This is a genomic window from Streptodolium elevatio, from assembly GCF_053592165.1.
Window position 1 is genome coordinate 107,463 of record NZ_JBSFVE010000016.1, and the last position, 23,353, is coordinate 130,815.

Annotated in this window: 21 protein-coding genes; 16 read left to right on the forward strand and 5 right to left on the reverse strand. The window is 73.1% G+C overall.

Translation table 11 applies throughout. The features are described from left to right. The 8 genes from ACWD12_RS27075 (at nt 1) to ACWD12_RS27110 (ending at nt 6,033) form a co-directional block, all read left to right on the forward strand. Nucleotides 1-717, forward strand: coding sequence for a riboflavin synthase (locus ACWD12_RS27075; RefSeq protein WP_450101717.1), 717 nt, complete (start codon nt 1-3; stop codon nt 715-717). After that, nucleotides 714-1,433, forward strand: coding sequence for a nicotinamide mononucleotide transporter family protein (locus ACWD12_RS27080; protein ID WP_450101718.1), 720 nt, complete (start codon nt 714-716; stop codon nt 1,431-1,433). Before ACWD12_RS27075 ends, ACWD12_RS27080 begins: the two co-directional genes overlap by 4 nt. A 5-nt stretch (nt 1,434-1,438) precedes the next feature. Next, nucleotides 1,439-2,734 (forward strand): bifunctional 3,4-dihydroxy-2-butanone-4-phosphate synthase/GTP cyclohydrolase II, encoded by a 1,296-nt coding sequence (locus ACWD12_RS27085; protein WP_450101814.1) that lies wholly within the window; start codon nt 1,439-1,441, stop codon nt 2,732-2,734. A 395-nt stretch (nt 2,735-3,129) separates the two neighbouring features. Further along, nucleotides 3,130-3,615, forward strand: a complete 486-nt coding sequence (gene ribH, locus ACWD12_RS27090; RefSeq protein WP_450101719.1) for a 6,7-dimethyl-8-ribityllumazine synthase — start codon at nt 3,130-3,132, stop codon at nt 3,613-3,615. A 79-nt stretch (nt 3,616-3,694) separates the two neighbouring features. After that, complete coding sequence (locus tag ACWD12_RS27095) at nt 3,695-3,958, forward strand: phosphoribosyl-ATP diphosphatase (RefSeq protein ID WP_358357578.1); 264 nt, start codon at nt 3,695-3,697, stop codon at nt 3,956-3,958. A 148-nt stretch (nt 3,959-4,106) separates the two neighbouring features. After that, nucleotides 4,107-4,955 (forward strand): ATP phosphoribosyltransferase, encoded by an 849-nt coding sequence (gene hisG / locus ACWD12_RS27100; protein WP_358357580.1) that lies wholly within the window; start codon nt 4,107-4,109, stop codon nt 4,953-4,955. Between the two features lie 213 nt (nt 4,956-5,168). Continuing rightward, on the forward strand, nt 5,169-5,675 hold the full coding sequence (locus tag ACWD12_RS27105) for a PH domain-containing protein (RefSeq protein WP_450101720.1): 507 nt from the start codon (nt 5,169-5,171) through the stop codon (nt 5,673-5,675). 148 nt (nt 5,676-5,823) lie between these two features. Next, complete coding sequence (locus tag ACWD12_RS27110) at nt 5,824-6,033, forward strand: DUF397 domain-containing protein (protein ID WP_450101721.1); 210 nt, start codon at nt 5,824-5,826, stop codon at nt 6,031-6,033. A gap of 209 nt (nt 6,034-6,242) precedes the next feature. On the opposite strand, the gene ACWD12_RS27115 is transcribed toward ACWD12_RS27110, so the two are convergent. The 3 genes from ACWD12_RS27115 to ACWD12_RS27125 all read right to left on the reverse strand — a co-directional run bounded on the left by ACWD12_RS27115 (nt 6,243) and on the right by ACWD12_RS27125 (nt 10,570). Further along, on the reverse strand, nt 6,243-7,079 hold the full coding sequence (locus tag ACWD12_RS27115) for an alpha/beta fold hydrolase (RefSeq protein ID WP_450101722.1): 837 nt from the start codon (nt 7,077-7,079) through the stop codon (nt 6,243-6,245). Between the two features lie 74 nt (nt 7,080-7,153). Further along, nucleotides 7,154-8,371, reverse strand: a complete 1,218-nt coding sequence (locus ACWD12_RS27120) for a winged helix DNA-binding domain-containing protein (RefSeq protein ID WP_450101723.1) — start codon at nt 8,369-8,371, stop codon at nt 7,154-7,156. A gap of 117 nt (nt 8,372-8,488) precedes the next feature. Then, a complete protein-coding gene (locus ACWD12_RS27125) occupies nt 8,489-10,570 on the reverse strand; it encodes an AAA family ATPase (protein WP_450101724.1) in 2,082 nt (693 codons plus the stop codon). Between the two features lie 675 nt (nt 10,571-11,245). Between ACWD12_RS27125 and ACWD12_RS27130 the strand changes: the two genes are divergently transcribed. The 7 genes from ACWD12_RS27130 (at nt 11,246) to ACWD12_RS27160 (ending at nt 20,549) form a co-directional block, all read left to right on the forward strand. Continuing rightward, complete coding sequence (locus ACWD12_RS27130) at nt 11,246-12,706, forward strand: PucR family transcriptional regulator (RefSeq protein WP_450101725.1); 1,461 nt, start codon at nt 11,246-11,248, stop codon at nt 12,704-12,706. A gap of 172 nt (nt 12,707-12,878) precedes the next feature. Then, nucleotides 12,879-14,012: a CaiB/BaiF CoA transferase family protein gene (locus tag ACWD12_RS27135; RefSeq protein WP_450101726.1), complete on the forward strand. Its 1,134-nt coding sequence runs from the start codon at nt 12,879-12,881 to the stop codon at nt 14,010-14,012. A gap of 215 nt (nt 14,013-14,227) precedes the next feature. Then, complete coding sequence (locus ACWD12_RS27140; protein WP_450101727.1) at nt 14,228-14,788, forward strand: TetR/AcrR family transcriptional regulator; 561 nt, start codon at nt 14,228-14,230, stop codon at nt 14,786-14,788. Between the two features lie 311 nt (nt 14,789-15,099). Continuing rightward, the gene (locus tag ACWD12_RS27145) at nt 15,100-16,611 is read left to right on the forward strand and encodes an MFS transporter (RefSeq protein ID WP_450101728.1); all 1,512 of its coding nucleotides are present in this window, start codon (nt 15,100-15,102) and stop codon (nt 16,609-16,611) included. 180 nt (nt 16,612-16,791) lie between these two features. Continuing rightward, on the forward strand, nt 16,792-17,841 hold the full coding sequence (locus ACWD12_RS27150) for a DUF3050 domain-containing protein (RefSeq protein WP_450101729.1): 1,050 nt from the start codon (nt 16,792-16,794) through the stop codon (nt 17,839-17,841). Nucleotides 17,842-18,061: 220 nt separating this feature from the next. Continuing rightward, nucleotides 18,062-19,183 carry a M24 family metallopeptidase gene (locus ACWD12_RS27155; RefSeq protein ID WP_450101730.1) on the forward strand — a complete coding sequence of 374 codons (1,122 nt, stop codon included), beginning with the start codon at nt 18,062-18,064 and terminating at the stop codon, nt 19,181-19,183. Nucleotides 19,184-19,391: 208 nt separating this feature from the next. After that, nucleotides 19,392-20,549 (forward strand): acyl-CoA dehydrogenase family protein, encoded by a 1,158-nt coding sequence (locus ACWD12_RS27160; protein ID WP_450101731.1) that lies wholly within the window; start codon nt 19,392-19,394, stop codon nt 20,547-20,549. A 249-nt stretch (nt 20,550-20,798) separates the two neighbouring features. Here ACWD12_RS27160 and ACWD12_RS27165 read toward each other — a convergent pair whose 3' ends face one another. Next, entirely contained in the window at nt 20,799-21,308 is a 510-nt protein-coding gene (locus ACWD12_RS27165) for a hypothetical protein (protein WP_450101732.1), read from the reverse strand. A gap of 219 nt (nt 21,309-21,527) precedes the next feature. Continuing rightward, nucleotides 21,528-22,475, reverse strand: a complete 948-nt coding sequence (locus tag ACWD12_RS27170; RefSeq protein ID WP_450101733.1) for a hypothetical protein — start codon at nt 22,473-22,475, stop codon at nt 21,528-21,530. A 96-nt stretch (nt 22,476-22,571) separates the two neighbouring features. Between ACWD12_RS27170 and ACWD12_RS27175 the strand changes: the two genes are divergently transcribed. Further along, nucleotides 22,572-23,012, forward strand: a complete 441-nt coding sequence (locus ACWD12_RS27175) for an Lrp/AsnC family transcriptional regulator (protein ID WP_358357622.1) — start codon at nt 22,572-22,574, stop codon at nt 23,010-23,012. Nucleotides 23,013-23,353: the final 341 nt, after the last annotated feature.

Sequence of the window (23,353 nt, forward strand, 5' to 3'; positions counted from 1 at the left end):
GTGTTCACCGGAATTGTGGAGGAGCTCGGCGAGATCGTCTCGGTCGAGCATCTCGGTGACTCGGCCCGATTGACCGTGCGCGGCCCCGTCGTCACGGCGGGCGCCCGGCACGGCGACTCCATCGCGGTCAACGGCGTCTGCCTGACGGTGGTCGACGAGAAGATCGACCCGGCCGAGGCCAGCTTCACCGCCGACGTCATGGCCGAGACGCTGCTGCGCTCCAGCCTCGGCGCCCTCGAACCGGGCTCGCGCGTCAACCTCGAACGCCCGATGGCGCTCGGCGGCCGGCTCGGCGGGCACCTGGTCCAGGGCCACGTCGACGGCATGGGCGCGATCGTGTCGCGCACCCCGGGCGAGCACTGGGAGGTCGTCAGGATCTCGCTGCCCGGCGACCTCGCCCGCTACGTCGTCGACAAGGGCTCCATCACGGTCGACGGCATCAGCCTCACGGTCGTCGAGGCCGGGCCGGACTGGTTCACGGTGAGCCTGATCCCCACGACGCTCGCGCTCACCACGCTCGGCGTGAAGCAGGCCGGGGACCCGGTCAACCTGGAGGTCGACGTGATCGCCAAGTACGTCGAGCGGCTCCAGACGTACGGCGACAACGGCCGAGACAACGGCCGTGGCGACGGAATCGGCAACGGTTCCGGCAACGGAATCGGCAACGGGCACGGCAGCGGCGCCGCGGAACGCGAAGGTGCGGGCGACCGGTCATGACCACCTGGGACGCCGCGACGGAGTGGCTGCGCGAGCCCGCGTTCACCGTGTTCGACCAGAGCGTCGTACGCGGTGACCTGCTGGGCAACGTCTTCGCGCTGGCCACCGTCGGGCTCGCGATGCGCCGCACGATCTGGGCCTGGCCCGTGCAGATAGCCGGTTCGCTGCTGCTCATGGCGGTGTACTGGTCCTACCACCTCGGCGGCAGCTTCTCGCGGCAGATCCTCATCATCGCGATGGCGTCGTACGGCTGGGCGCGCTGGAACCGCGGCAAGCGCGAGACCGGCGGCATCGCCGTGCGCTTCGCCACCAACCGGGAACGGGCGGGCCTGCTGGCCGCGATGGTGCTCGGCACCGCGGCGTTCGCGCTCATGCTCGCCGAGTGGGGCGTGGTGTGGGACCACCGCTGGTGGATGATCGCCGCCGACGCGTACATCTTCGTCGGCACCGCGGTCGCCACCGTCGCGCAGGCGCGCGGCCTGGTGGAGTTCTGGGCGGTGTGGATCGCCGTCGACCTGGTCGGCGTCCCGCTGACCTTCTACAACGGCCTGGTGTTCTCCGGGCTTGTGTACGGGATCTTCCTGGTCATGGTCCTGGCCGGACTGCGCGACTGGTGGCAGCGCTCCACCGCCGCGAAGCGGGCCGCGGGACCGGCGCACGGAGGGCAGGAATCAACCGCCGCGGGGGCGCGGCAACTGGAAGGGGCACGGGCGTGAGCACGATCAACCAAGAGGACGCGGCGAGCCCGGCTCAGGACCCGGGGGCGGACCTGACCCTGGACTCCATCGAGGACGCCATCAAGGCGTTCGCGGACGGCCAGGCCATCGTGGTCGTCGACGACGAGGACCGGGAGAACGAGGGCGACCTGATCTTCGCCGCCTCGCTCGCGACGCCCGAGCTGATGGGCTTCATGATCCGCTACAGCTCCGGCGTGGTGTGCGTGCCGATGACCGGCGCGGACCTCGACCGGCTCAAGCTGCCGCCCATGACGCAGGTCAACGAGGACAAGAAGGGCACCGCGTACACCGTCTCGGTGGACGCCAAGGACGGCATACACACAGGGATCTCGGCCGCCGACCGCACCCGCACGGTGCAGCTCCTCGCGGACGCCGGGACCACCGCCGACCAGCTCAGCCGCCCCGGCCACATCTTCCCGCTGCGGGCCGTCGAAGGCGGCGTGCTGGTACGTCCCGGCCACACGGAGGCGACCGTCGACCTCGCGCGCCTGGCCGGGCTGCCGCCCGCCGGGGCGATCTGCGAGGTCGTCAACGACGACGGCTCGATGATGCGGCTGCCGCAGCTCGTGCCGTTCGCGCGCGAGCACGGCCTGAAGATCATCTCGATCGCGGACCTCATCGCGTACCGCCGCCGCACCGAGCAGACCGTCGAGCGCGCCGCCGAGACCCGGCTGCCCACCGCTTTCGGCGACTTCCGCGCAATCGGCTTCCGCAGCACCCTCGACGGCGTCGAGCACATCGCGCTCGTCGCGGGCGAGGTCGGGGCGGGCGAGGACGTCCTCGTCCGGGTGCACTCCGAGTGCCTCACCGGCGACGTGTTCGGCTCGCTGCGCTGCGACTGCGGCCCGCAGTTGGCCGCGGCGCTGCAGACGGTTGCCGACGAGGGCCGGGGCGTCGTGCTCTACATGCGCGGTCACGAGGGGCGCGGCATCGGCCTGCTGCACAAGCTCCAGGCGTACCAACTGCAGGACGACGGCCACGACACCGTGGACGCCAACCTCGAACTCGGCCTGCCCGCCGACGCCCGCGACTACGGAACCGGCGCGCAGATCCTGTCCGACCTGGGCGTGCGCTCTATGCGGCTGCTCACCAACAACCCGGCCAAGCGCGCGGGGTTGGAGGGGTACGGCCTGGAGATCATCGAGCGCGTCCCGCTGCCTGTGCACGCCACCGCGGACAACTTGCGCTACCTGCTGACCAAGCGCGACCGCATGGGGCACGACCTGCCGTGGCTCGAGCCGTTGGAGCCTGCCGACATCACACCGCACGGCGTGAGCTGACCCGAGCCGAACGGTCTTGAGTCGACCTTGCGCCGAGGGTCTTGCGCCGAACGGCGTGTGTCGGACGGTCTTGCGCCGAACGGCGTGAGTTGGACGGCACGAGTTGACCGGCATCGGTTCGTACTGCAATGAGTTGAAGGGCATGGGCTGAGGCGGGCGGCGTGGGTGGCGGGCGGTCCGCGAACGCCCTCCGCTTCAGCCGCGTCCGCCCCGCGCCGGCCCGGCGTCGGTCCCGGCGTCGGCCCCCGGGCCGACCACGAGACCAGCCGCGATTCACCCAGCTCGAACCAGTACATACCCGCCAATTCCCGTCAATCCTCGTCCATCTCAATTCATCTCAATTCATCTAAATCAATCTCTTTCCATCCCCACGAGAACCGGGACATCAAGCGATCATGAGTGGTAGTGGAGCCCCCGAGATCACCGTCGACGGCAGCCGGGGCCTTCGGGTCGGCATCGTCGCCGCGCAGTGGCACGCCGCGGTCATGGACGGCCTGGTCGCCGGTGCGCTCGCCGCGCTCGACGAACTGGGCACCGCCGAACCCACCGTGGTCCGCGTCCCCGGCGCGTTCGAACTCCCGGTCGTGGCCAAGGCGCTCGCCGACTCCGGCCACGACGCCGTGGTGGCGCTGGGCGTCGTGATCCGCGGCGGCACCCCGCACTTCGAATACGTCTGCGCCGCCGCCACCGACGGGCTGACCCGGGTGGCGCTCGACACCGGCGTACCGGTCGGCTTCGGGCTGCTGACATGCGACGACGAGCAGCAGGCCCTGGACCGGGCGGGCGTCGAGGGGTCGAAGGAGGACAAGGGCCGGGAGGCCGCCACCGCGGCCGTCGCGACCGCCGTCGCGTTGCGTAAAGTTGCCACGCCGGGGCGCTGAGCGGCGCCGACCGGCCGCGTCACCGTGCGTACACCCGCACCGACCCCCACCGACCCACAGTGAGAAGCCGAACCACTCGATGAAGACGTTTGAGCAGCTCTTCGCGGAGCTCCAGGAGAAGGCCGCCTCCGGGCAGACCGGATCGCGTACCGCCGAACTCGTCCAGCAGGGCGTGCACAGCATCGGCAAGAAGGTGGTCGAGGAGGCCGCCGAGGTGTGGATGGCCGCCGAGCACGAGGGCGCCGACCGCTGCGCCGAGGAGATCTCGCAGCTTCTCTACCACCTGCAGGTGATGATGGTCGCTCGTGGCATCACGCTCGAGGACGTATACGCTCACCTGTGACATCTGAGCGACGCCCGCGTCGCCCGACGCCGCGCGCGACTCCCGCGCGCGGCGGGGTCAACCAAGTCGTCAGAGTCCCCGGCACCGGTCGGCGCCTTGCCCGCGCGCACCGGGGCCGGGGATTCGCCCATGGAAGTAGGTTCCCGTCATGCTGCGCATCGCCGTCCCGAACAAGGGTTCGCTCTCGGAGCCTGCGTCGGCGATGCTCCATGAGGCCGGATACCGCCAGCGCAGCAACAGCAAGGAACTGGTGCTGGTCGACCCGGACAACAACGTCGAGTTCTTCTTCCTGCGCCCGCGCGACATCGCGGTGTACGTCGGCTCCGGCCGCCTCGACGCCGGCATCACCGGCCGCGACCTGCTCCTCGACTCCGGTGCGGAAGCCGAGGAGGTGCTCGAACTCGGGCTCGGCGCGGCGACGTTCCGCTGGGCGGCACCCGTTGGGGCGTACAGCACGGCGAAGGACCTCCAAGGCGCGCGCATCGCGTCGTCGTACGTCGGCCTCGTCGAACGCCACCTCGCCGAGCAGGGCATCGAGGCCGAGGCCGTGGTCAAGCTCGACGGCGCCGTGGAGACCGCGATCCAACTCGGCGTCGCCGACGTGATCGCCGACGTCGTGGAGACCGGCACCACGCTGCGCCAGGCCGGCCTGGAGATCTTCGGGGACCCGATCCTGGAGTCCGAGGCGGTGCTGATCCGCCGCACGGGCGCCGAGGCGTCGGCGGCCGTGGACCAGCTCGTACGCCGCCTCCAGGGCGTCCTGGTGGCACGGCGCTACGTGATGATGGACTACGACATCCGCGTCGAGCGCGTCGAGCAGGCCGTGGCCCTCACCCCGGGCCTGGAGTCGCCCACCGTCTCCCCCCTGCACAACGAGGGCTGGGTCGCGGTGCGCGCCATGGTCCCGCGCCGCGACGCCCAGCGGATCATGGACGACCTGTGGGAGATCGGCGCCCGCGCCATCCTCGTCACCGGCATCCACGCCTGCCGGCTCTGACTTCCGGCCACCGACCGATCGTCCCGGCCCCGCCCGTCTCCCGGGCGGGGCCGGACCGCTTTCCGGCGCCGTCCGTCCGCCGTCCCCGACGCCGCGCGCGACGCCCTCGGCCGCGGCATCCCGCCGGTGGAGACCTCCGAGCGAAGACGTAGGCTCGTCGAGGCCGCGAATCCCCGGCCCATGGACGACCATCGCGAGGGTGACCCGCACACCATGGAGCAGACCGCTGTGACCGGCAACAACCCCGCCCCCGGCGCCCACCCCCCCGGCGCCCCCGGGCTGCCGCGCACCTGGTACCCGTCCCGCAGCCGCCTGATCACCCGCGTCGTCGGCCTGGTGATCCTCGTCGGCCTCACCATCCTCGCCGTGGCCCTCCCCGAGGACGGCGGCTGGAACCTCGGCTCCCGCGCCGGCGTCGTCCTCACCGGCGTCTTCGGCCTCTGCTTCATGCTCGCGCTTGGCCGCCCGAAGGTCGTCGCGACCGACGAGGGCGTCACCGTCGTCAACATCCTGCGCGTCCACCACCTGTCCTGGCCGCAGATCGTCCGCGTCCAACTCCGGCAGGGCGACCCCTGGGTCTTCCTGGACCTCTCCGACGGCGAAACCCTCGCCGCGATGGGCATCCAAACCTCCAACGGCCGCGACCGCGCCATCAAAGCCGCCACAGAACTCCGCGACCTCGTAGACCGCTTCGGCGGCGTAGAACCCGGCCGCAACTGACCCACCCCCCACCCGAGCGACCCTCGTCCGAGTGAATTTCGACGTCGGTCTGGGTAGGTTCCGCCCGTCAGTTTCGGGCATCGAGCGCCGCGCCCAGACGCTTTTGCGGCATCCGTCGGGTTCTTGCGCTCACCGACAAGGGGGATCTGTGAACACAACCGAAACACCGGACCCGCAGGCCTGGTTCACCAGCTCCGCGTCGAACCAAGGCTCCTGCGTCGAGACGGCGCGGGTGAGCGGCGGGATGCTGGTACGTGACTCCAAGGTCGTGGGGTCGGCGCGGATCGCGTTCGGCGCCGCCGCGTGGGAGACGTTCCTGCAGTGCCAGTGCCCGGACGACGGAACCGGGCGCCGCTAGGTCGTGCCTCATTCCCGCCGGGCCCGCGAACCTGGCAGGCTCCGGGCCTGCGCCGGGCCCGGCGGCCCTCCATCGCCCTTCCAAGTCGCTGCGTTACGAACCTTGCCGCCGGGCCCGGCGCGCACGCACCACGGGCCGGGCTGTCCGGCAGGCACCTGAAGAAACCCCCTCAGGCGATGGGTCCTCCGACTCCGCGGTCCGTCCGCGGGTCAGGCTGGGGGAGTGGGGGTCAGGAAGTTGAGGATGGCGGCGGTGGTTTCGGTGGGGAATTGGGCGTGGGGGTAGTGGCCTGCGGCTTCGATCATGTGGAGGCGGCCGCGGGTGGGGGGCATGGCGGCGACGATGGCTTCGCCCTCGGCTCGCGGGTCGGGCCAGTCGGGGTCGAGGGTGCCTTCGATGATGAGGGCCGGGCAGGTGACGGCGCCTAGTTGGGCGCCTGCGTCGGTGGGGGCGGCCATGCCCATCTTGGCGACGACGGCCATGCGGCCGGGGCGGCCCAGGTCGGCGTCGAGGGCGGCGATGTGTTCGGCGTGGCCGGCGGGCTTGGCGCCCGGGTAGGCGTGGTCGAGGTAGCGCTTCCACAGCGTGGTGCTGCGCAGGAGGCCGGTGCCCAGGAGGAGGAGCATGCCCTTGCGGTAGCGGGAGTCGGTGCGGAGCGCCTTCGCGTCGAGCTTCTGGGCGCGGGTGAAGGGGCCGATCTCGACGATACGGCTGACGAGCGTGGGCTCCAGGGCGGCGGCGATCGTGGCGGAGCCGCCGGCGAAGGAGTGGCCGACGACGACGGCCGGGCCGCCCAGGTGGCGGACCAGGGCGAGGAGGTCGGCGGCCGTGTCGGTGCGGGTGTACGACGGCCAGCCGGTGTTCGAGTCGCCGTGGCCGCGCAGGTCGACCGAGACGGCGCGGTAGCCGGAGTCGGCGAGCAGCGCGGCCATCCCGCGGAACACGCGCCGGTTGTCGCCCATGCCGTGGGCCAGGACGACCAGGGGGCCGTCGCCGACGGCGTCGTAGCCAAGGCGGCCGTCCGGGGTGTCCAGGAACTCGGTCATCGCGATCCTCGGGGTCTGCGGGCGGAGGCGGCCCCGAGACTACGGGGCGGCGGGCGCACGCAGGCTGCGACGCGCTAAGGGGCCACGAGTTCGCGTTCCAGGGGGGTGCGGAAGCGGGGGGTCACGCGTACGTCTCCGATCCACGCGGCCGTACGCTCCGCCTCGGCGGCGACCGCCGACTCCGCCTCGCGCCCGGCGTCCTCGAGGAGCCGCCACACCACCGAGCCGTCCGCGCGCTGCGCCCACCCGCCGATGACGCGGCCCTGCCACCACACCGTCGGGCCGACGTTGCCGGAGCGGTCGAACAGCGACGTGCGGAAGGACGGTTCGAGGTACCAGTCGCGCTGTTGCCAGCCCATGGGAGTGGGGTCGAGCGCGGGGAGCAGCGCGGCGCGCGGGGGCGTGGGCGCGCCCGCGGACTCGGCGGACAAGGGAGAGACGTCGTCGGGGAGGACATAGCCGGTGTCGCCGCCGTCCAGGGAAACCGCCGCGGCGCCTACGGTTTTCAGCGCTGACCGGACGTTGCCGAGCGTCCAGCCCGTCCACCACTTGATGTCGGCCTCGGTGCCCGGACCGAATGCGGCGAGCCACGCGCGTACGAGGTCGGCCCGGGCCTGGGGGACCGGCAGGTCCGGCTGCGGGGCGGCGGCCGCCCAGCGGTACTGGCTCGATGTCCACGTCCCGCGCGGGCGACCCCGGACGATCGATCCGTCCATCGACAACTTGCGCAGCACCCGCATGCTCGCGGTCTGTTCGGTCTCCCACTTGGTGCCGACCCCGTAGACGACGGCGGCGCGCAGGCGTGGTTCGAGCTCGGCCAGTTCGGCCCCGGTGGCGTCGGTCAGCGAGGCCAGGTGGGCGACGACGGAGGCCTCCACCTCGTCGAGCCACGCGGCGGCCACGGTCGCGCCCGGTTCCGTGCCGAAGCCCAGCTTGAGCATCTCGGTGCGTTCCTTCGCGGCGATCGCGGCCGTCGTGGAGGAGTGCACGATCGGGACCAGCGCGGCCGGGAGCACGAAGACGGTACGGCGCATCCCGAACATCCGGACGAGGGAGCGCTCGTCGTACAGCGCCTTCTCGATGTCGGACGCCGCCGCCGTGGAACGCGCGGCCACCGACAGGAACACCGTGGCGGGATCGGTCGAATGCAGCGCGACCAGCGCTCCCGCGACGGCGGTCGGGTCGACCGCGCGCGGCGGGTCGGCGAGCAGGTGGCGCCGGGCGAGCCGGGCGCGGCGCTCGGCGGTGTCGATGTGCCGCACGGGGGCGGGCGCGGCGGGGACGGAGGCCATGACGGCAGCTTCGCATGCCGCACTGACAGGCGGCGGGCAGAGCACCGGGCTCGGGCCTGAGTGCTCAGGAGCGGTCGGCGGTCCCAGGGCAGTCGGCGGTCCAGCAGCGGTCGGCGGTCAGGAGCGGCCGCCCGCGGTCTCGCCGTACGCCTGGAGCAGGTCGGGCAGCCGCAACGTGGTCAGCTCCTCGCGGTCCGGCTCCCCGGGGAGCACGACGAGGCGCAGGTCGCGGTACGCGCACGCCTTCTCGTACAGCGTGCGCACGAACCGCGCGTTGCCCAACTCGTCGATCCAGCCTTCCTCGCACACATGCGCCGTGATGCTGCGCAGTTCGGCCACGCAGTCCTCGTCCCACACGTCGCCGCACGAGGCCGCGAGGTGGTCGGCGATGCGCGCGAGGTCGGCCGCGCCGTAGCTGGGGAACTCGACGCGGGCCGTGAACCGCGAGGTGAGACCCGGGTTCGAGGTGAGCAGGCGGTCCATGCCCTCCGGGTAGCCGGCCAGCACGATGACCAGCCGGTCGCGGTCGTCCTCGGCGCGCTTGAGCAGCACCTGCACGGCCTCGTCGCCGTACGCGTCGCCCTTCGCGTAGCCGTTGCCGGCCAGCGCGTACGCCTCGTCGATGAACAGCACGCCGCCGAGTGCCGAATCGACCAGCTCGCCGGTCTTCACGGCGGTCTGCCCGAGGTACTCGCCGACCAGGTCGGCCCGCTGCGCCTCGACGAGGCGGTCGGTCTCCAGGAGGCCGAGCGCGTGGAAGACCCGGCCGAGCAGCCGCGCGACCGTCGTCTTGCCGGTGCCCGACGGCCCGGAGAAGACGAAGTGCCGCTTCGGGGCGACCGAGGGGAGGCCGCGCGCCTCGCGCAGCCGAGCCATCCGCATCTGCGCCGACAGCGCCCGGACCTGCTGCTTCACCGGTTCGAGGCCGACCATGCGCTCCAGTTCGTCGAGGGCCGCCGACAGGTCCTCGGCCGCGGCGGCCGCGGACGACGCCGAACGGCCTTGCCGACCGGGGCCGTCCGGTCCGTCGCCGGGTCCACCTGGTCCACCGGGACCGTCCGGTCCACCCGGTCCGCCGAGGCCGCGCCCGTCTGTCTGGACGGTCGCCACCTCCTCGGTGTCGGCGCCGTCTGCCCTGTCCACCCCTTCCGCACCCTCGATGCCACCCGCACCTTCCGTGCTGCCGACGCCGTCACGCGGAACATGAAGGTGGCCGGTGCCCGGCGGGCCGCTGCCCGCCGGCCCGTCGCCCCCCGCACCGCCGTTGCCGCCCGGGCCGCTGCCGCTGCCGTTGCCCATCGGTGCGGGGGAGTGCGGCACCGCCGGGGTCCCGCCGCTCGGTGTGGCGTCCGCGACGGCGGCGTCGACGAGCGCGGGCCCGTTGAGGCGCGCGGTGGCGTCGAAAAGGTACTGCGTGGGGGCGGCGTCGGCGCTTTCCGCGGCCAGTTCGGTCAGGCGTACAGCGGTGTCCATGAACGCGGGGTCGGCATGGTGCACGGCACGGTAGAGGGGGAGCGCGGCGGGGGCGCGGCCGGTTTCCTCGTACGCCCTCGCGAGCCAGTAGCGCAGTTCCTTGCGCTGCGGGTGCTCCGAACGGCAGCGTGCCAGGGCGGTGGCCAGGACGTGTTCGGCCTTGTCGTACAGCCCGAGCCGCACGCGGGCCATGCCGCCGAACAACCCGGCCTCGACACCGAGCAGCGGATCGTCCTCCAGCCCGGTGGTACGACGCAGCAGTTGCTGCCAGTCCTTGCCGAGGTACGCGCGGCAGGCCAGCAGAAAGCGAGTCGCCGGGTCGGTGTCCGGCGGCGGGCAGTGCGACAGCGCCTTGTCGAGTTCGGGCAGGTGCCGGCCGTCCAACCAGTGCGACGCGTGCGCCAGCGACAGGTCGCGCGGCGTCTCCAGCACCAGTTGCACCCACCACCCGAGCCAGTACCAGGAGTTGAGGGGACGGCCGAACTTGGCGCGCTGCTGCCCGAAGCGGTCCCGGTGCGTGTGCATCGCGACGACCGCTCCGGCGACGTCGACCTTGAGCGCGTGCAGCCCGAGCCACGCGTCGGCCATGCCCGGGTCCAGCTCGACGGCCGTGCGGAACTCCAGCTCGGCATGGCCGTATTCGCCCGAGACGTACGCGTCCATGCCGCGCAGCCAGGCCTGTTCCGCCGTGCTGCCGCAGCGCGGCGCCCGTTCGGTGTGCGCCATGTCGGCTCCCCTCCCGACCCCGACCGTGCCGAGCGCCCGGGCGGCGCCCGGGGCCGGTACGGATCGCCCCTGACCCGGACGTGTGACGTCCGCGTCGTCCCTGGTTCTCCCCGTGCTCGTTGCTCCCCTTGGGGTCTTGCCCCGCACCGCGTGCGAACAGTCCCCCAACTGCGGTGTCTCCGCCAGCCCGTGCCCGCCCGCGGGACCTTCCGGGCGGTCGGCCGGTCGGCGTGCCATCGATGTCCGGTGTTGCGGTGGTTCGATGGTATTGGCAGCGTACGGCGGGACGTGGGGCGCGACCGGGCGGCGGCCCTGACGGTCACCCAAGGTGCCCGGATCGCCACGCAACCGCTATCGCATGGTACCCACGAGGATGCCCGGGGACCTGCCTGTCGCGGGGGCACGGGTCGCAGGTTGACCGCCATCGGGTGAGCGTGCGCGCCGGGCGTACCCCGGTGGCGCGCTGCCTGCGCGCCCCCGAGAGAGCTGACGCGGGCGTGTTCGCGCCGATACGGTCGGTACATGGGCATCGGTGGCGACCCGGGATCCGCCTGGGCCGGGGGACAGCCCCCGGCCCGTTCCGGTGACGGCGAGAGTGCGGGCGCACCCGTACCGGCGCCGGGCACCGCGGGCCGGGAAAGCGCAAGCACGGGCAGACACATTCGGACCGGCGGCATGGCGGCCGGGAAGGCGGTCGGCAAGGCGGGCAACGCGACGGGCCTCGCGGCCGGTTCGGGAGCAGCGGCGGGGAAGGCGGGCACGGTGGCCAAGGTGGCCAAATCGGGAACGGTCGGGGCCTCGGGCGTGGTCAGCTCCACCCAGGCCGCGGGCACCGGCACGCGAGAGACGGTGCGGCCGCTCCCGGTGAAGCGCCGGGTACGCGGCGGCGCGGTGGCGGCGAGCGAGGGACGTACCGAACCGGCGGTGACCGTACCGGCACCTGACGAGTACTCAGAATGCCTGCCCGGTATGGACGATCAGGCCGGTCCCCCGGCGGACACCGACCGGGCCGCGGTGTCGGGTGCGGCAGCCGGATTGCCGACGCACACCGAAACCGAAGTCGGTGCGGGGACGGGCCCCGAGCGGGCCGCCGCCGCCCGCTCACCCGCCTCGTCCGAACGCAGCGCGCTCGACGATCACGACCGCGCCACAGGCCGGATCGCGGCCCAGCGCGGTTCGGGCAACGGACGATCCGCCACCCAGGCGGCCGGCGCGGAGCTCGGCCTCGCCCGCGTCTGGCTGCCCGCCGTCACCCAGGCCCTCGCGCTGGCGACGCGGCTTGCGGAGGCTGTCGCGGAGGCGGGCGACTCGGCCGGCGAACTCAAGTACCGGGCCGACCTGTTGCGCGACCTGCTCACCGGGCGGCTCGACGACCCGGACCGGCTGCCGCCGCACGGGCTCGCGACCCTGCTGAACCGCCACGTGACCGTCCTGGTCGCCGAGCCCGACCCGCTGCCCGACGACAACGCCGCGACCCTGCGGCGGCACCAGGACGCCCTCGCGGCGGCGTGGACCGCGGCCGTACGGGCCGCCGACCCCGACGCCGTCGTGTCCGGGTATCCCGGTGAGACCGTCGCGCTGATCTCCGTGCCGCAGGGCTCCGCAGCCCGCGACGGGACGGTGGCGATCGGCCGCGAGGCCGCCGCGCGGGTGCGGGCCGCGTGCGCGCGGATCCGGCGTACGTTCACCACCGGCATCAGCCGCCCGGTGCGCGGCATCGAGGCACTGCCTGCCGCGTACGAGCAGGCCCGCCGCGCGGTGGCGGCCGGACGCCGCCTGCAAGGCCCGGGTGCGGTCACCGACTTCGACCGCCTCGGGGTGTTCCGCCTGCTCTCGCTGCTGCCCGCCGACGGCGAACTGGAGCGCTTCGCCGCCGAGGTCCTCGGCGCGCTCGCCGAGCCGCAGGACGCCGAGACGGCCGAACTGCGCCGGACCCTCCAGGTGTTGCTGGAGACCAACCTGAACGTCGCCGAGACCTCGCGCAGGCTGTACGTGCACTACAACACGCTGCGCTACCGCATCGGGAAGTTGGAGCGCCTGGTCGGCCCGTTCACCCAGGACTCGCGCCTGCGTCTGGACCTGCTGATCGCCCTGGAGATCGTGCACCTGACGGACACCGCCCCGCCGCCGACCTGACCGGCCGGTCCGTGCCGGCCGTTCCGTACCCACCGGGGCTGCCGTACGCGCCACCAACGCACACCCGGTCGGCGGGTGGGCCCGACGCGGGCCGTGTGCTTGACTGTGTCAGGCATGATCGCGTCGGGTCGAGGCCGCTCCGGGCCGACCCAGTTCGGGAGGGGACACCGCAATGGCTGCGCTGTCGGGGATCAAGGTCGTCGAACTCGCGGGCATCGGCCCGGGGCCCTTCACGGGCATGATGCTCGCGGACGCCGGCGCGGAGATCATCCGCGTCGACCGGATCGGCACCGGAGCCATGCCGCACCTCGTGGTCGGACGTGGGCGCCTCGGCGGAATCGAGGTCGACCTCAAGCACCCCGAGGGCACCGAGACCGTGCTGCGCCTGATCGAGTCCGCCGACGTCCTGATCGAGGGCTTCCGCCCCGGCGTGACCGAGCGCCTCGGTCTGGGCCCCGACGTGTGCCTGGCCCGCAACCCGCGGCTCGTGTACGCCCGGATGACCGGCTGGGGCCAGAACGGCCCCCTCGCGCCGCGCGCCGGACACGACATCAACTACATCTCCATCTCGGGTGTCCTGCACTCGTTCGCGCGTGCGGGCGAGCGCCCCGTGCCCCCGCTCAACCTGGTCGGCGACTACGGCGGCGGCGCGATGTTCTGCGCGTTCGGCATCCTGGCCGGCGTCATCGAGGCGCAGCGGTCCGGGAAGGGCCAGGTCGTGGACGCCGCGATGACCGACGGCTCCGCGGTCCTGTCGGCGTTCATCCACGGCATGCGCGGGATCGGCGGCTGGGCCGACGAGCCGGGCACCAACCTGCTCGACACGGGCGCGCCCTTCTATGACGTGTACGTCACCGCCGACGACAAGTTCCTCGCGGTCGGCTGCATCGAACCGCAGTTCTACGCCCAGTTCCTGGCGGGGCTCGGCCTCGACGGCGAAGACCTCCCCGGGCAGATGGACCGTCCCGGCTGGCCCGCCCTCAAGGCCCGGTTCACCGAGGTGCTGCGCAGCCGCACGCGCGACGAGTGGACGGCCGTTTTCCAGGACACCGACGCGTGCGTCACGCCGGTGCTGAACTGGGACGAGGCGGCGGCGCACCCGCACAACAAGGCGCGCGGGACCTACGCCGCGACGGACGGCGGCGTGCAGCCCGAGGCCGCACCGCGCTTCTCGCGCACGCCCTCGAAGGCGGAGGGCGCCCCGGGTACCCTCACCCCGGGCCTGCTCGCCGGATGGGGGCTGGACCCGGCGCACGTCGCCAAGTTGCGCGAGGCCGGCGTCCTGAGCGGAATCGCCGACGACTGACCGTTTTCCCGGTCGAGGCTGCCGCGCGCTTCGCAGGCGGCGGCGTTTCGTACGCCCGTACATGAACTGCGCCACACGTGCCGTACGCGCGGCCGGAGACTTCCCAGTCCCGGCCGCGCCGCGCTTCCGGGACGGCGCCGGGCGTGCCCTCTCCCGCAGCCCAGCACCGGAAAATGTCTCGCCAGGTGTACCGTCCGGACGGTACAGTTCCACCCATGAAGCGGGACCTCCTCCTCGACGCCGCCGAGCAACTGCTCGCCGAGCAAGGCACCACGGCGCTGACACTCGCGGCCGTCGCCACGCGCGCGGGCGTCAGCAAGGGCGGGCTGCTTTACCACTTCCCGACTAAGGACGCACTGGTCAAGGCACTCGTCCAGCGGTTGATCGACGAGTTCGACGCCGCGGTGGACGAGCGGGCCGACGGCTCCCCGGGCGGCTACACCCGGGCGTACGTCGACGCGACGTTCGACATCGTGACCGACCGGGACCCGCACCGGGCCCGGCGCCGCTGGGCGGTCGTCGCGGCCGCGGCCACCGCGTCCGCGCTCGCCGACCCACTGCGCGAGGCCACCCGGCGCTGGCACCGCCGCGACGACGACACCGATGTGGTGACCGCGCGCATCGTGCGCCTCGCCGTGGACGGGTTGTGGGAAGCGACGGACTACGCCCCCTTGCTGTTCGACGCCGAGGAGTGCGAGCAGTTGCGCCGCCGCCTTGTGCGGCTGCTCGAAGACCCCGGCGACACGTCTGAGGTGGCCGTCACCGCAGCCACCTGAGGCGGTGCCTGCCCGGCAGTGGCCGTTCGGCGCGATGTCGGCCCCCGGCTCTGAGCTGGGACGGTCAGGACGTCAGGCCGACCGTTCGCCGCCGTGAACCCGCCCGCCGGCCGAATCGGTCCGCCTGATCCGCGTTCCGACGCTGCCGCCGCCGCCATCGCCACCGCCGCCACCCCTGCCGCGCTGCCGCGCATGGTGGTTCCGACCGCTTCGCGCACCTGCCCGTACGGTCGGCGCCTCGCGCGCACCCGCGTACTCCTGTTCTCCGCGCGTCCCACGCGCCCGCGACATCCCCCGGAAGGGGCCTCCCCATGGCAGCCGACCCGGCGTCCGACGCCGCTCTGCCCACGGACATATCCGAAATCAACCAGGGAATCGACCAGAACGTCGACCAAAGGACGCACCCCAAGGCCGACCGAGGAGGCAACCCGCCGACGGCGCCGGGTACCGGACCCGGCGCCGGGACCGAGCACCCCGACGACCCCGAAGGCGCCCGCGCGGTGCGCCGCGCCCGCCTCGGCATCGCCGGGACCTTCGCCCTGGCCGGCGGCCTGTGCGCCGTCTGGACCGTGCGGGTGCCCGCGCTGAAGGACAAGCTCGCCGTCTCGGACGGCCAACTCGGCCTGATCGTTCTGGCGTTCGGCATCGGCGGCGTCCTGACGATGGGGCTGATGGGCCGCCTGGTCGCGCGGTACGGCAGCCGCCGCCTGCTGCGCACCGCCGTCCCGCTGTGCACGCTTGCGGTCGCGGCCATCGGCCTGTCCCCGAACCTCCCGACGGTCATCGCCGCGGGGTTCGCCTTCGGCGTCGTGTTCGGCGTCACCGACGTCGCCATGAACACCCAGGCGTCACTGCTCGAACAGCGGTACGGCAGGTCCCTCATGGCCGGCATGCACGCGGGCTGGAGCCTGGGCGCGGTCACCGGCGGACTGCTCGGCGCCCTCGCCGCAAAGGCCGATCTCGGCTTCACCGCGTCTGTGGTGACCGCGGCCGCCGTGGGTGTGCCGGTGTCGCTGTGGCTGCGCGTCACGTACCTGCCCGATGCGCCGCCCGCCCGCGGACCGGCGGAGGAACACGCGCCCGGCGGGCTTACGGGCAGTTCACCCGACATGTCACCAGGCACGTCCTCCGGCACCTCGTACGACAAGCGCACCGGCCGGGTGCGCGTGACACTGCCGTTGGTCGTCTACATCGCGGGCGCGATCGCATTCTGCGGCTACATGATCGAAGGTGCCGTCGCCGACTGGAGCGGCCTCTACCTGCGTGACACCATCGGGTCCGCCGAGGCGGTCGCGGCTCTTGCGTACCCGCTGTTCGAGGCGGCGACGGCGCTCGGCCGGCTCACCGGCGACCGCATCACGAACCGCTTCGGCGCCAGGGCCGTGCTGACCGCGTCGGGTCTCGCGGCCGGCATCGGTCTCGGTCTGGCGGTGGCGGCGCACGGGACGGCGGCGGGACTTGCGGGTTTCTTCCTGGTCGGACTCGGCGCCTGCCTGATCGTGCCGCTCGCCTTCTCGGTCGGCGGCGCGCTCGGCGGCAGCGAACCGGCGACGGCGGGTGCGGCCATCGCCCGCATCGGCGCGATGGCGTACACCGGCCTGCTGCTCGGCCCTGTGGTGATCGGCTTCATCGCGGACGCGTCGACCCTGCGCATCGGACTCAGCACGACACTTGTGCTGGCCGTGGCGGTCGGCCTCGGCGCGCGGCTGCTGCCGGGCAAGCGCCACCTCGACGCGCACCCGCACCCGCACCCGCACCCGGCGGAGCCTGCGCATCCGGTCGGTCCCGCCCACCCGGCGGACGCGGGGAACTTGCCGGGATGATCCCAGAACTGCGTGCGTAATCGGCGGCTTTCGCCGATTACGAACGCCCCCGGTGACGACCCGCCTACCGTGTGGAGCCGCCGTGGGCCGGGACTACTCCGGGCCTTCCTGTCCCGGCCCACGGTCCGGCACCGAATTTCCCCGGTGCCGGCCGTGCCGCCGACCCAGCAAGGGACCGTCGTGGACGTCATACCGAGCACCGACACGTCAGGCATACCCGCCCAACCGACCGCGGCCGTCGCACCGGACGGCGAGTTCCCGGACGCCGGGCACCCGTACGCCGGGCATCCGGACGCCGCCGACCCGACCAACGGCTTCCCGCGCCCTCCCGCCGACAGCACGCCCGCACCGTCCCGTGCGATGCGCCTGCTCGGCGAGACCGCGCCGGCTCGCCGCCGGGTGCTCGCGCACCCGATGTACCGGATGCTCGCCGACCCCGACGACGTCCGCGTCTTCATGGAGCACCACGTCTTCGCCGTATGGGACTTCATGTCCCTGCTCACTGTGCTGCAGCGGCACCTCACCTGCGTGACCGTGCCGTGGACGCCGCGCGGCCACCCCGAGCTGCGGCGCCTGGTCAACGAGATCGTGCTGACCGAGGAGAGCGACCTGACCGGGGTCGGCCCGCGCAGTCACTTCGAGCTCTACATCGAGGCGATGGGCGCGGCCGGCGCCGACACCGCGCCCGTGCTCTGCTTCCTCGACCTTCTCGGCGACGGGCTGCCGGTGACCGAGGCCGTGCAGTTGTGCGGAGCCCCTCCGGACGCCGCGGCGTTCGTACGCCAGACGTGGCGCATCGTCGAGCACGCGCCCGTGCACTGCGTCGCGGCCGCGTTCGCGCTCGGCCGCGAGGAGCTTGTGCCCCGGATGTTCGAACACGTCCTCGCGGCACCCGAGCCGACACCCGGACGGGACTGCGGGACAGCGCCCGATCCGGCGTCCGACCCGGCGCCCGGTCCTGGCCACGGGGCCGGGGGAGCGGACTTCACCCTCTTCGCCGAGTACCTGCGCCGGCACATCGAGGTGGACGGCGACGAGCACGGCCCCATGGCACTGCGCCTATTGGAGGAGCTGTGCGGACTCCAGCCCCGCCGTTGGCGCGAGTGCGCGGGGACGGTGAGCGTCGCGCTCCGCTCGCGCGCGGCGCTGTGGGACGCCGTCGCCGAGGCGATCCGGGAACGCCGGGAGGCGGCCGCACACGGCCGGCACGCGGGCCTGATGCCGGCCTGATCCAGGCGCGACACCCGGCTTGACCCAGGCGCGACACCGGCGTGGCACCCGGCCTGGCCCCGGTGTGACATCCGGGCGACTCCCGGGCCGCGGCGGTCCGCCGCCGCCTTCGTGCCGTGCTCGCGGCGTACGCGATGCCCCTCGTCGTCGGACGGACTCGCGTACGCCGCGCGGCCGTCACCCAAGGCGTGCGGGCCCGCCTCGGGCTAACTTGGGCGTTGTGAGCCACAACACCGATCTGTATCCCACCGACCGCCTCGCCGCCGCCGCGAAGGCCGCCGCCGAGGCCGGACTCGACGCGCTCCTCATCTCCCCGGGCGCCGACCTGCGGTATCTCACCGGCTACGAGGCGCTGCCGCTGGAGCGGCTGACCTGCCTCGTCGTCCCCGCCGCGGCCGACCCGTTCCTCGTCGTGCCGGGGCTGGAGAAGCCCGCCGCGGAGGCCTCTCCGGCCGCGCGCCTCGGCATCGACATCGCCGGGTGGGCCGAGACCGAGGACCCGTACGCCCTCATCGCCGGCCGCCTCCCCGGCGGTCTCGCCAAGGTCGGCGTCGACAACCACATGTGGGCCGAGAAGCTGCTCAACTTCCGCCGTGCGATGCCCGGTACGGAGCAGTCCCTCGCCGGTGACGTGCTGCGCGAGATGCGCATGCGCAAGTCCCCGGCCGAGGTCGGGGCGCTGCGCGAGGCCGGGGCCGCGATCGACCGCGTGCACGCCCAGGTGGGCGAGTGGCTGCGCGCCGGGCGTACCGAGCGCGAGGTCGGCCGCGACATCGCGGACGCGATCATCGCCGAGGGCCACGTACGCGTCGACTTCGTGATCGTCGCCTCGGGCCCGAACGGCGCGAGCCCGCATCACGAGGTCTCGGACCGCGTCATCCAGCCGGGCGACCCCGTCGTGGTCGACATCGGCGGCACCACCGAGGACGGCTACTGCTCCGACGAGACGCGCACCTACAGCGTGGGGGAGCCGCCCGCGGACTTCACCGCTTACTACGAGGTGCTGCAACGGGCCCAGCAGGCCCAGCGCGAGGCGGTGCGTCCGGGCATCACGGCCGAGCAACTGGACGCCGTGGGCCGCGACATCATCGCGGACGCGGGCTACGGCGAGTACTTCGTGCACCGGACGGGCCACGGGATCGGCCTGGAGACGCACGAGGAGCCGTACATCGTCGCCGGGTCGCCGCTGGTCCTCGAACCGGGCATGGCCTTCTCCATCGAGCCGGGCATCTACCTGCCCGGCCGCCACGGAGCGCGCATCGAGGACATCGTCGTCTGCGGCGAAACCGCCGGCGAACCGGTCAACCACCGTCCGCACGACCTGGCCGTCGTGGGCGCCTGACGACGCGGACGGCTCGACCGCGAGCGGCCGGCGACGCGGCCGTCTCGATCGCGCGGCCCGGGTTCCGGAGGCCGGGCCCGGGCCGCACTGCCGCAGAACAGTTGCCCTGCGTACGATCGGAGCACCCCGAGCGGCGATCCCGCCCGGCCCACCTGTCTCATCTGTCACCGCCGGACTCCCATAAGGGGCCCCACGGAAGGACGCACCGATGGCCGTCGTGCGCAGCATGCCCACCGAGGAAGCCGAAGCTCTCCTAGACCTGACCCGCGACCTGGTCGCCAAGCAGGTGGCCCCGCGCGCCGCCGCCGACGAGGACGCGGCCCGCTTCCCCCGCGACATCTTCCGCACCCTCGGCGCCGCCGGGCTTCTTTCGCTGCCCTACCCCGAGGAGTACGAGGGCGGCGGCCAGCCGTACGAGGTGTACCTCCAGGTCCTCGAGGAACTCGCCGCCGGATGGCTCGCGGTCGGGCTCGGAGTCAGCGTGCACACACTGTCCTGCTATCCGCTGGCCGCCTTCGGCAGCGACGATCAGCGCGCGGCCCGGCTGCCCGAGATGCTCTCCGGCGAACTGCTCGGCGCGTACTGCCTGTCCGAACCGCAGTCCGGATCCGACGCGGCCGCGCTGACGACGCGCGCGGTGGCGGACGCGGACGGCGCGGCGTACACGGTCACCGGGACCAAGGCGTGGACCACGCACGGCGGCGTCGCCGACTTCTACACCGTCATGGTCCGCACCGGCGAGCCCGGACCGCGCGGCATCAGCACGGTGTTCGTGCCGGCCGGCGCGGAAGGGCTGGGCTTCGCGGCCCCCGAGCGCAAGATGGGCATGCGGTCGTCGCCGACCGCCCAGGTGCACCTGGACGGGGTACGCGTCCCCGCAGCCGACCGCATCGGGATCGAGGGCAGCGGCTTCAAGATCGCCCTGGCCGCGCTGGACTCCGGACGGCTCGGCATCGCGGCCTGCGCGATCGGCGTCGCGCAGGCCGCGCTCGACGCCGCGACCGACTATGCCCGGGAACGCCGCCAGTTCGGCGGCCCGATCGCCGACCTCCAAGGTGTGCAGTTCATGCTCGCCGACATGGCGACCGCCGTGGAGGCCGGGCGGGCCCTCTACCTCGCGGCCGCCCGACTGCGGGACGCGGGACGGCCGTTCGGCAAGGAGGCCGCGATGGCCAAGCTGTTCTGCACCGACGCGGCGATGCGCGTGACCACCGATGCGGTCCAGGTCTTCGGAGGCTACGGCTACACCACGGACTTCCCCGTCGAGCGCTACATGCGCGAGGCGAAGGTGCTGCAGATCGTCGAGGGCACCAACCAGATCCAGCGCATGGTGATCGCCCGTCAACTGCTGCGCGGCGGAGCCTGATCGCTGTCGTCGCCGTGCCCGCCGACCAGGGCGGGTACGGCGACGGCCGTGGTCCCACGCTGCGCCGCTCCGGGCCACGCACGGTCCTCTCGGTCTGGGGACGGGACGACCCTCTGACCGAGTATCAGGACGTCCCCCGAGCGGCGACTCCCTCGTACGGGGGATATCCGCAGGGTCGGTCCGCGCGGCGGCAGCGCGCGCCGGTCGGGCGGCGGCTTCTCGCATGCGCCGCGCCCGCCGACTCCCGTACTACACCGACGCGTGCGAGAACGGCTGCGTGCGCCAGTCCAATCCCCGGGGCAGCGTGAGCGCGGGGGGAGTCGGGAGGTCGGGTTCCGGTTCCGGGACGGCGTCGGCCTCGGGATCGGCACAGCGGTCCGAACCGGGGCACAGGCGTGCCTCGAACGGCTCGGTCGCGGCCGGGCCCACGGCGTGCACCGGGACGCGCCACGCGAGCGGCGCGCCCGCCCGCGGGGGCGAGCCGACATACCCGTCCATGTACCCGTCGACATCTCCGTGGGCGCGATCGTCGTCACCCGGCCGGTCGGTGGGCTCGTCGGCCGCCAGGACCGTGCCGCAGTCGGCGCAACGCAGCCGGGTCGGCCCGGAAACGAGTCTTGAGGTCGGCTCGGCGGCGACCGGGCCCGAGGCCGTGTCACCGGCTCTCTCCGGTCGATCCGGACCCGCGTGCTCCCCGGGCGACTCGAGGTCGTCGGTGAGGTCGGGGATGTCGCGGATGTCCAGGGCGATGCTGCTCATGGTGTCCCCCTGTCGCGTGCGCGGACACACCCGTGGGTGTTGGTGGGCCCGCTGCGCCGACCATAGCCGCGAGGGGTGACGAAGCGCAGTACCCAGGTTGAGCGGAGCAGGTAGTTGGCCGGAATCATCCCGATTCGCACTCGGGGAGGCGGGGCGGACCGGCACTTCGGAGACCGCGACCGCCGGCTCGGCGTGCGGCGGCTCCGGGGCGCGGCGCGGTCAGGGGCTGTGCGACTCCGCGGGGTGCGGCTCCACCGCGCGCCGCAGTTGCTCCAGGCGGTACGGCAGCGGCTCCCAACCCGGGTGCCCGACCATGTCGGCGTTCACCTGCACGACGGTGCGGGTGTACGCGCGGGCCAGCCCGCGCGGCATGAGCGGCATGCCGGCCGGGCGCAGCCGCGCGTGCCCGTCCGCGTCCAGCACCCCGGCGTGGTTGCCGCGGACCGAGACCCACAGGGACTTCGCGGTGCCCTGCACCTCCCGGATCAGCTCCTCCCGTACGTCGAGCCAGTGCTGCAGCGCCGCCCGCGTGGGGCCGGACAGTTCGTGGACCTCGGTCGTGGGCGGCGCGACCGAGCGGGCCTGCGGCTTGCGTACGACCGTCACCGTGTCGAGGTCGGGTCCGAGGTCGGCGAGCTTGAGCGCGCACAGTTCCCCGGCGCGGGCACCGGTGTCGAGGACCACGCCGACGAGCGCGAACAGGCGGACACGCCCCGGGTCCGCCCCGGGGCGGTCGGCGGTGGCTTCCAGCCATCCCTGCAGCAGCGAGCGCTGCCGGGCGCCGACCGGCTTCTTGAGCTCCTGCATCGCCGGGCGCTCGGGCAGGAAGACGGGGACCTTTCCGGCGCGCGCGAGGATTTCCAGGCAGTCCATGCGGACGCGGATGCTCGCCACCGTCGACGTCGCGTTGCCGGAGGTCGCGCGCGTGCGCAGATCGCCGCGCTTGGCGAGGTCGAGGTAGATGCTCACCGGCTCCGCGGCGAAGAAGTCGGCGAGAGATGCGCGGGCTTCGGTGGGAAACCCCTCGCGTACGATCGCCCGGCGCAACTCACCGGCGACCCAGCGGAGTTGGCGGGCGCGCGCGGCGGAGGTCTCGTCGCGGGAGGTGACGCTCAGCAGCGCGCGGTCGAGTTGCTCGAGCGCGGTGATGCGGCTTGACGAGGTCATGCGGGTCAGCGTAGCCGCCGAATAACGGGCCGGTCCCGGACACGCGCGGGATCACTCGGCCGGGCCCGCCGCGCGCGCATGCCCTAGGTTTTACGCGTGGAGGACCTCGACCGACAGATCGTCCGGCTTCTTGTCCGGGACGGTCGCATGAGTTACACCGACCTGGGCAAGGCCACCGGCCTGTCCACCTCGGCGGCGCACCAGCGTGTGCGCCGCCTCGAACAGCGGGGCGTGATCCGCGGCTACGGCGCGGTCGTCGACCCGGATGCGCTGGGGCTGCCGCTCACCGCGTTCATCTCGGTCAAACCGATCGACCCGGCGGCCCCCGACGACGCACCGGAGCGGCTCGCCGACCTCGACGAGGTCGAGGCCTGCCACAGCGTGGCCGGAGACGAGAGCTACATCCTCAAGGTGCGCGTGGGTGCCCCCGGCGACCTGGAGGCACTGCTCGCGAAGATCCGCGCGGCGGCCAATGTGTCGACGCGTACGACGGTGGTGCTGAGCACGCCGTACGAGGGTCGCCCGCCGAACCTGTGAGCGCGCGGTCCGCGGCCGAAGGCCGGTCGCGGCCCGCCAACACGGGGGCGGGATGCGGGCCGCGACCGGCCGGGGCGGGGGCCTTGGCGCCACAGTACGCCGCATCGCGCATGCCGGATGGCCGCTTCTCCGGATTCGCCCGGGCAATTCCGCGCGCCCGAACGCGACCCGAACAGGCAGGCGTACCAAGGGAGATCAAACGCGCGACGCGGCATTCGTATGACGTGCAGTCGACAGGCGAACCGCCCGAAAACCCGGCCGACACAGTGGCCCCACAGGCGTGCGCGAGGCTCATGCGCGACTTCGGTGGTGCGGTGCCTGGCCGCATGTGTGCGCGGCTT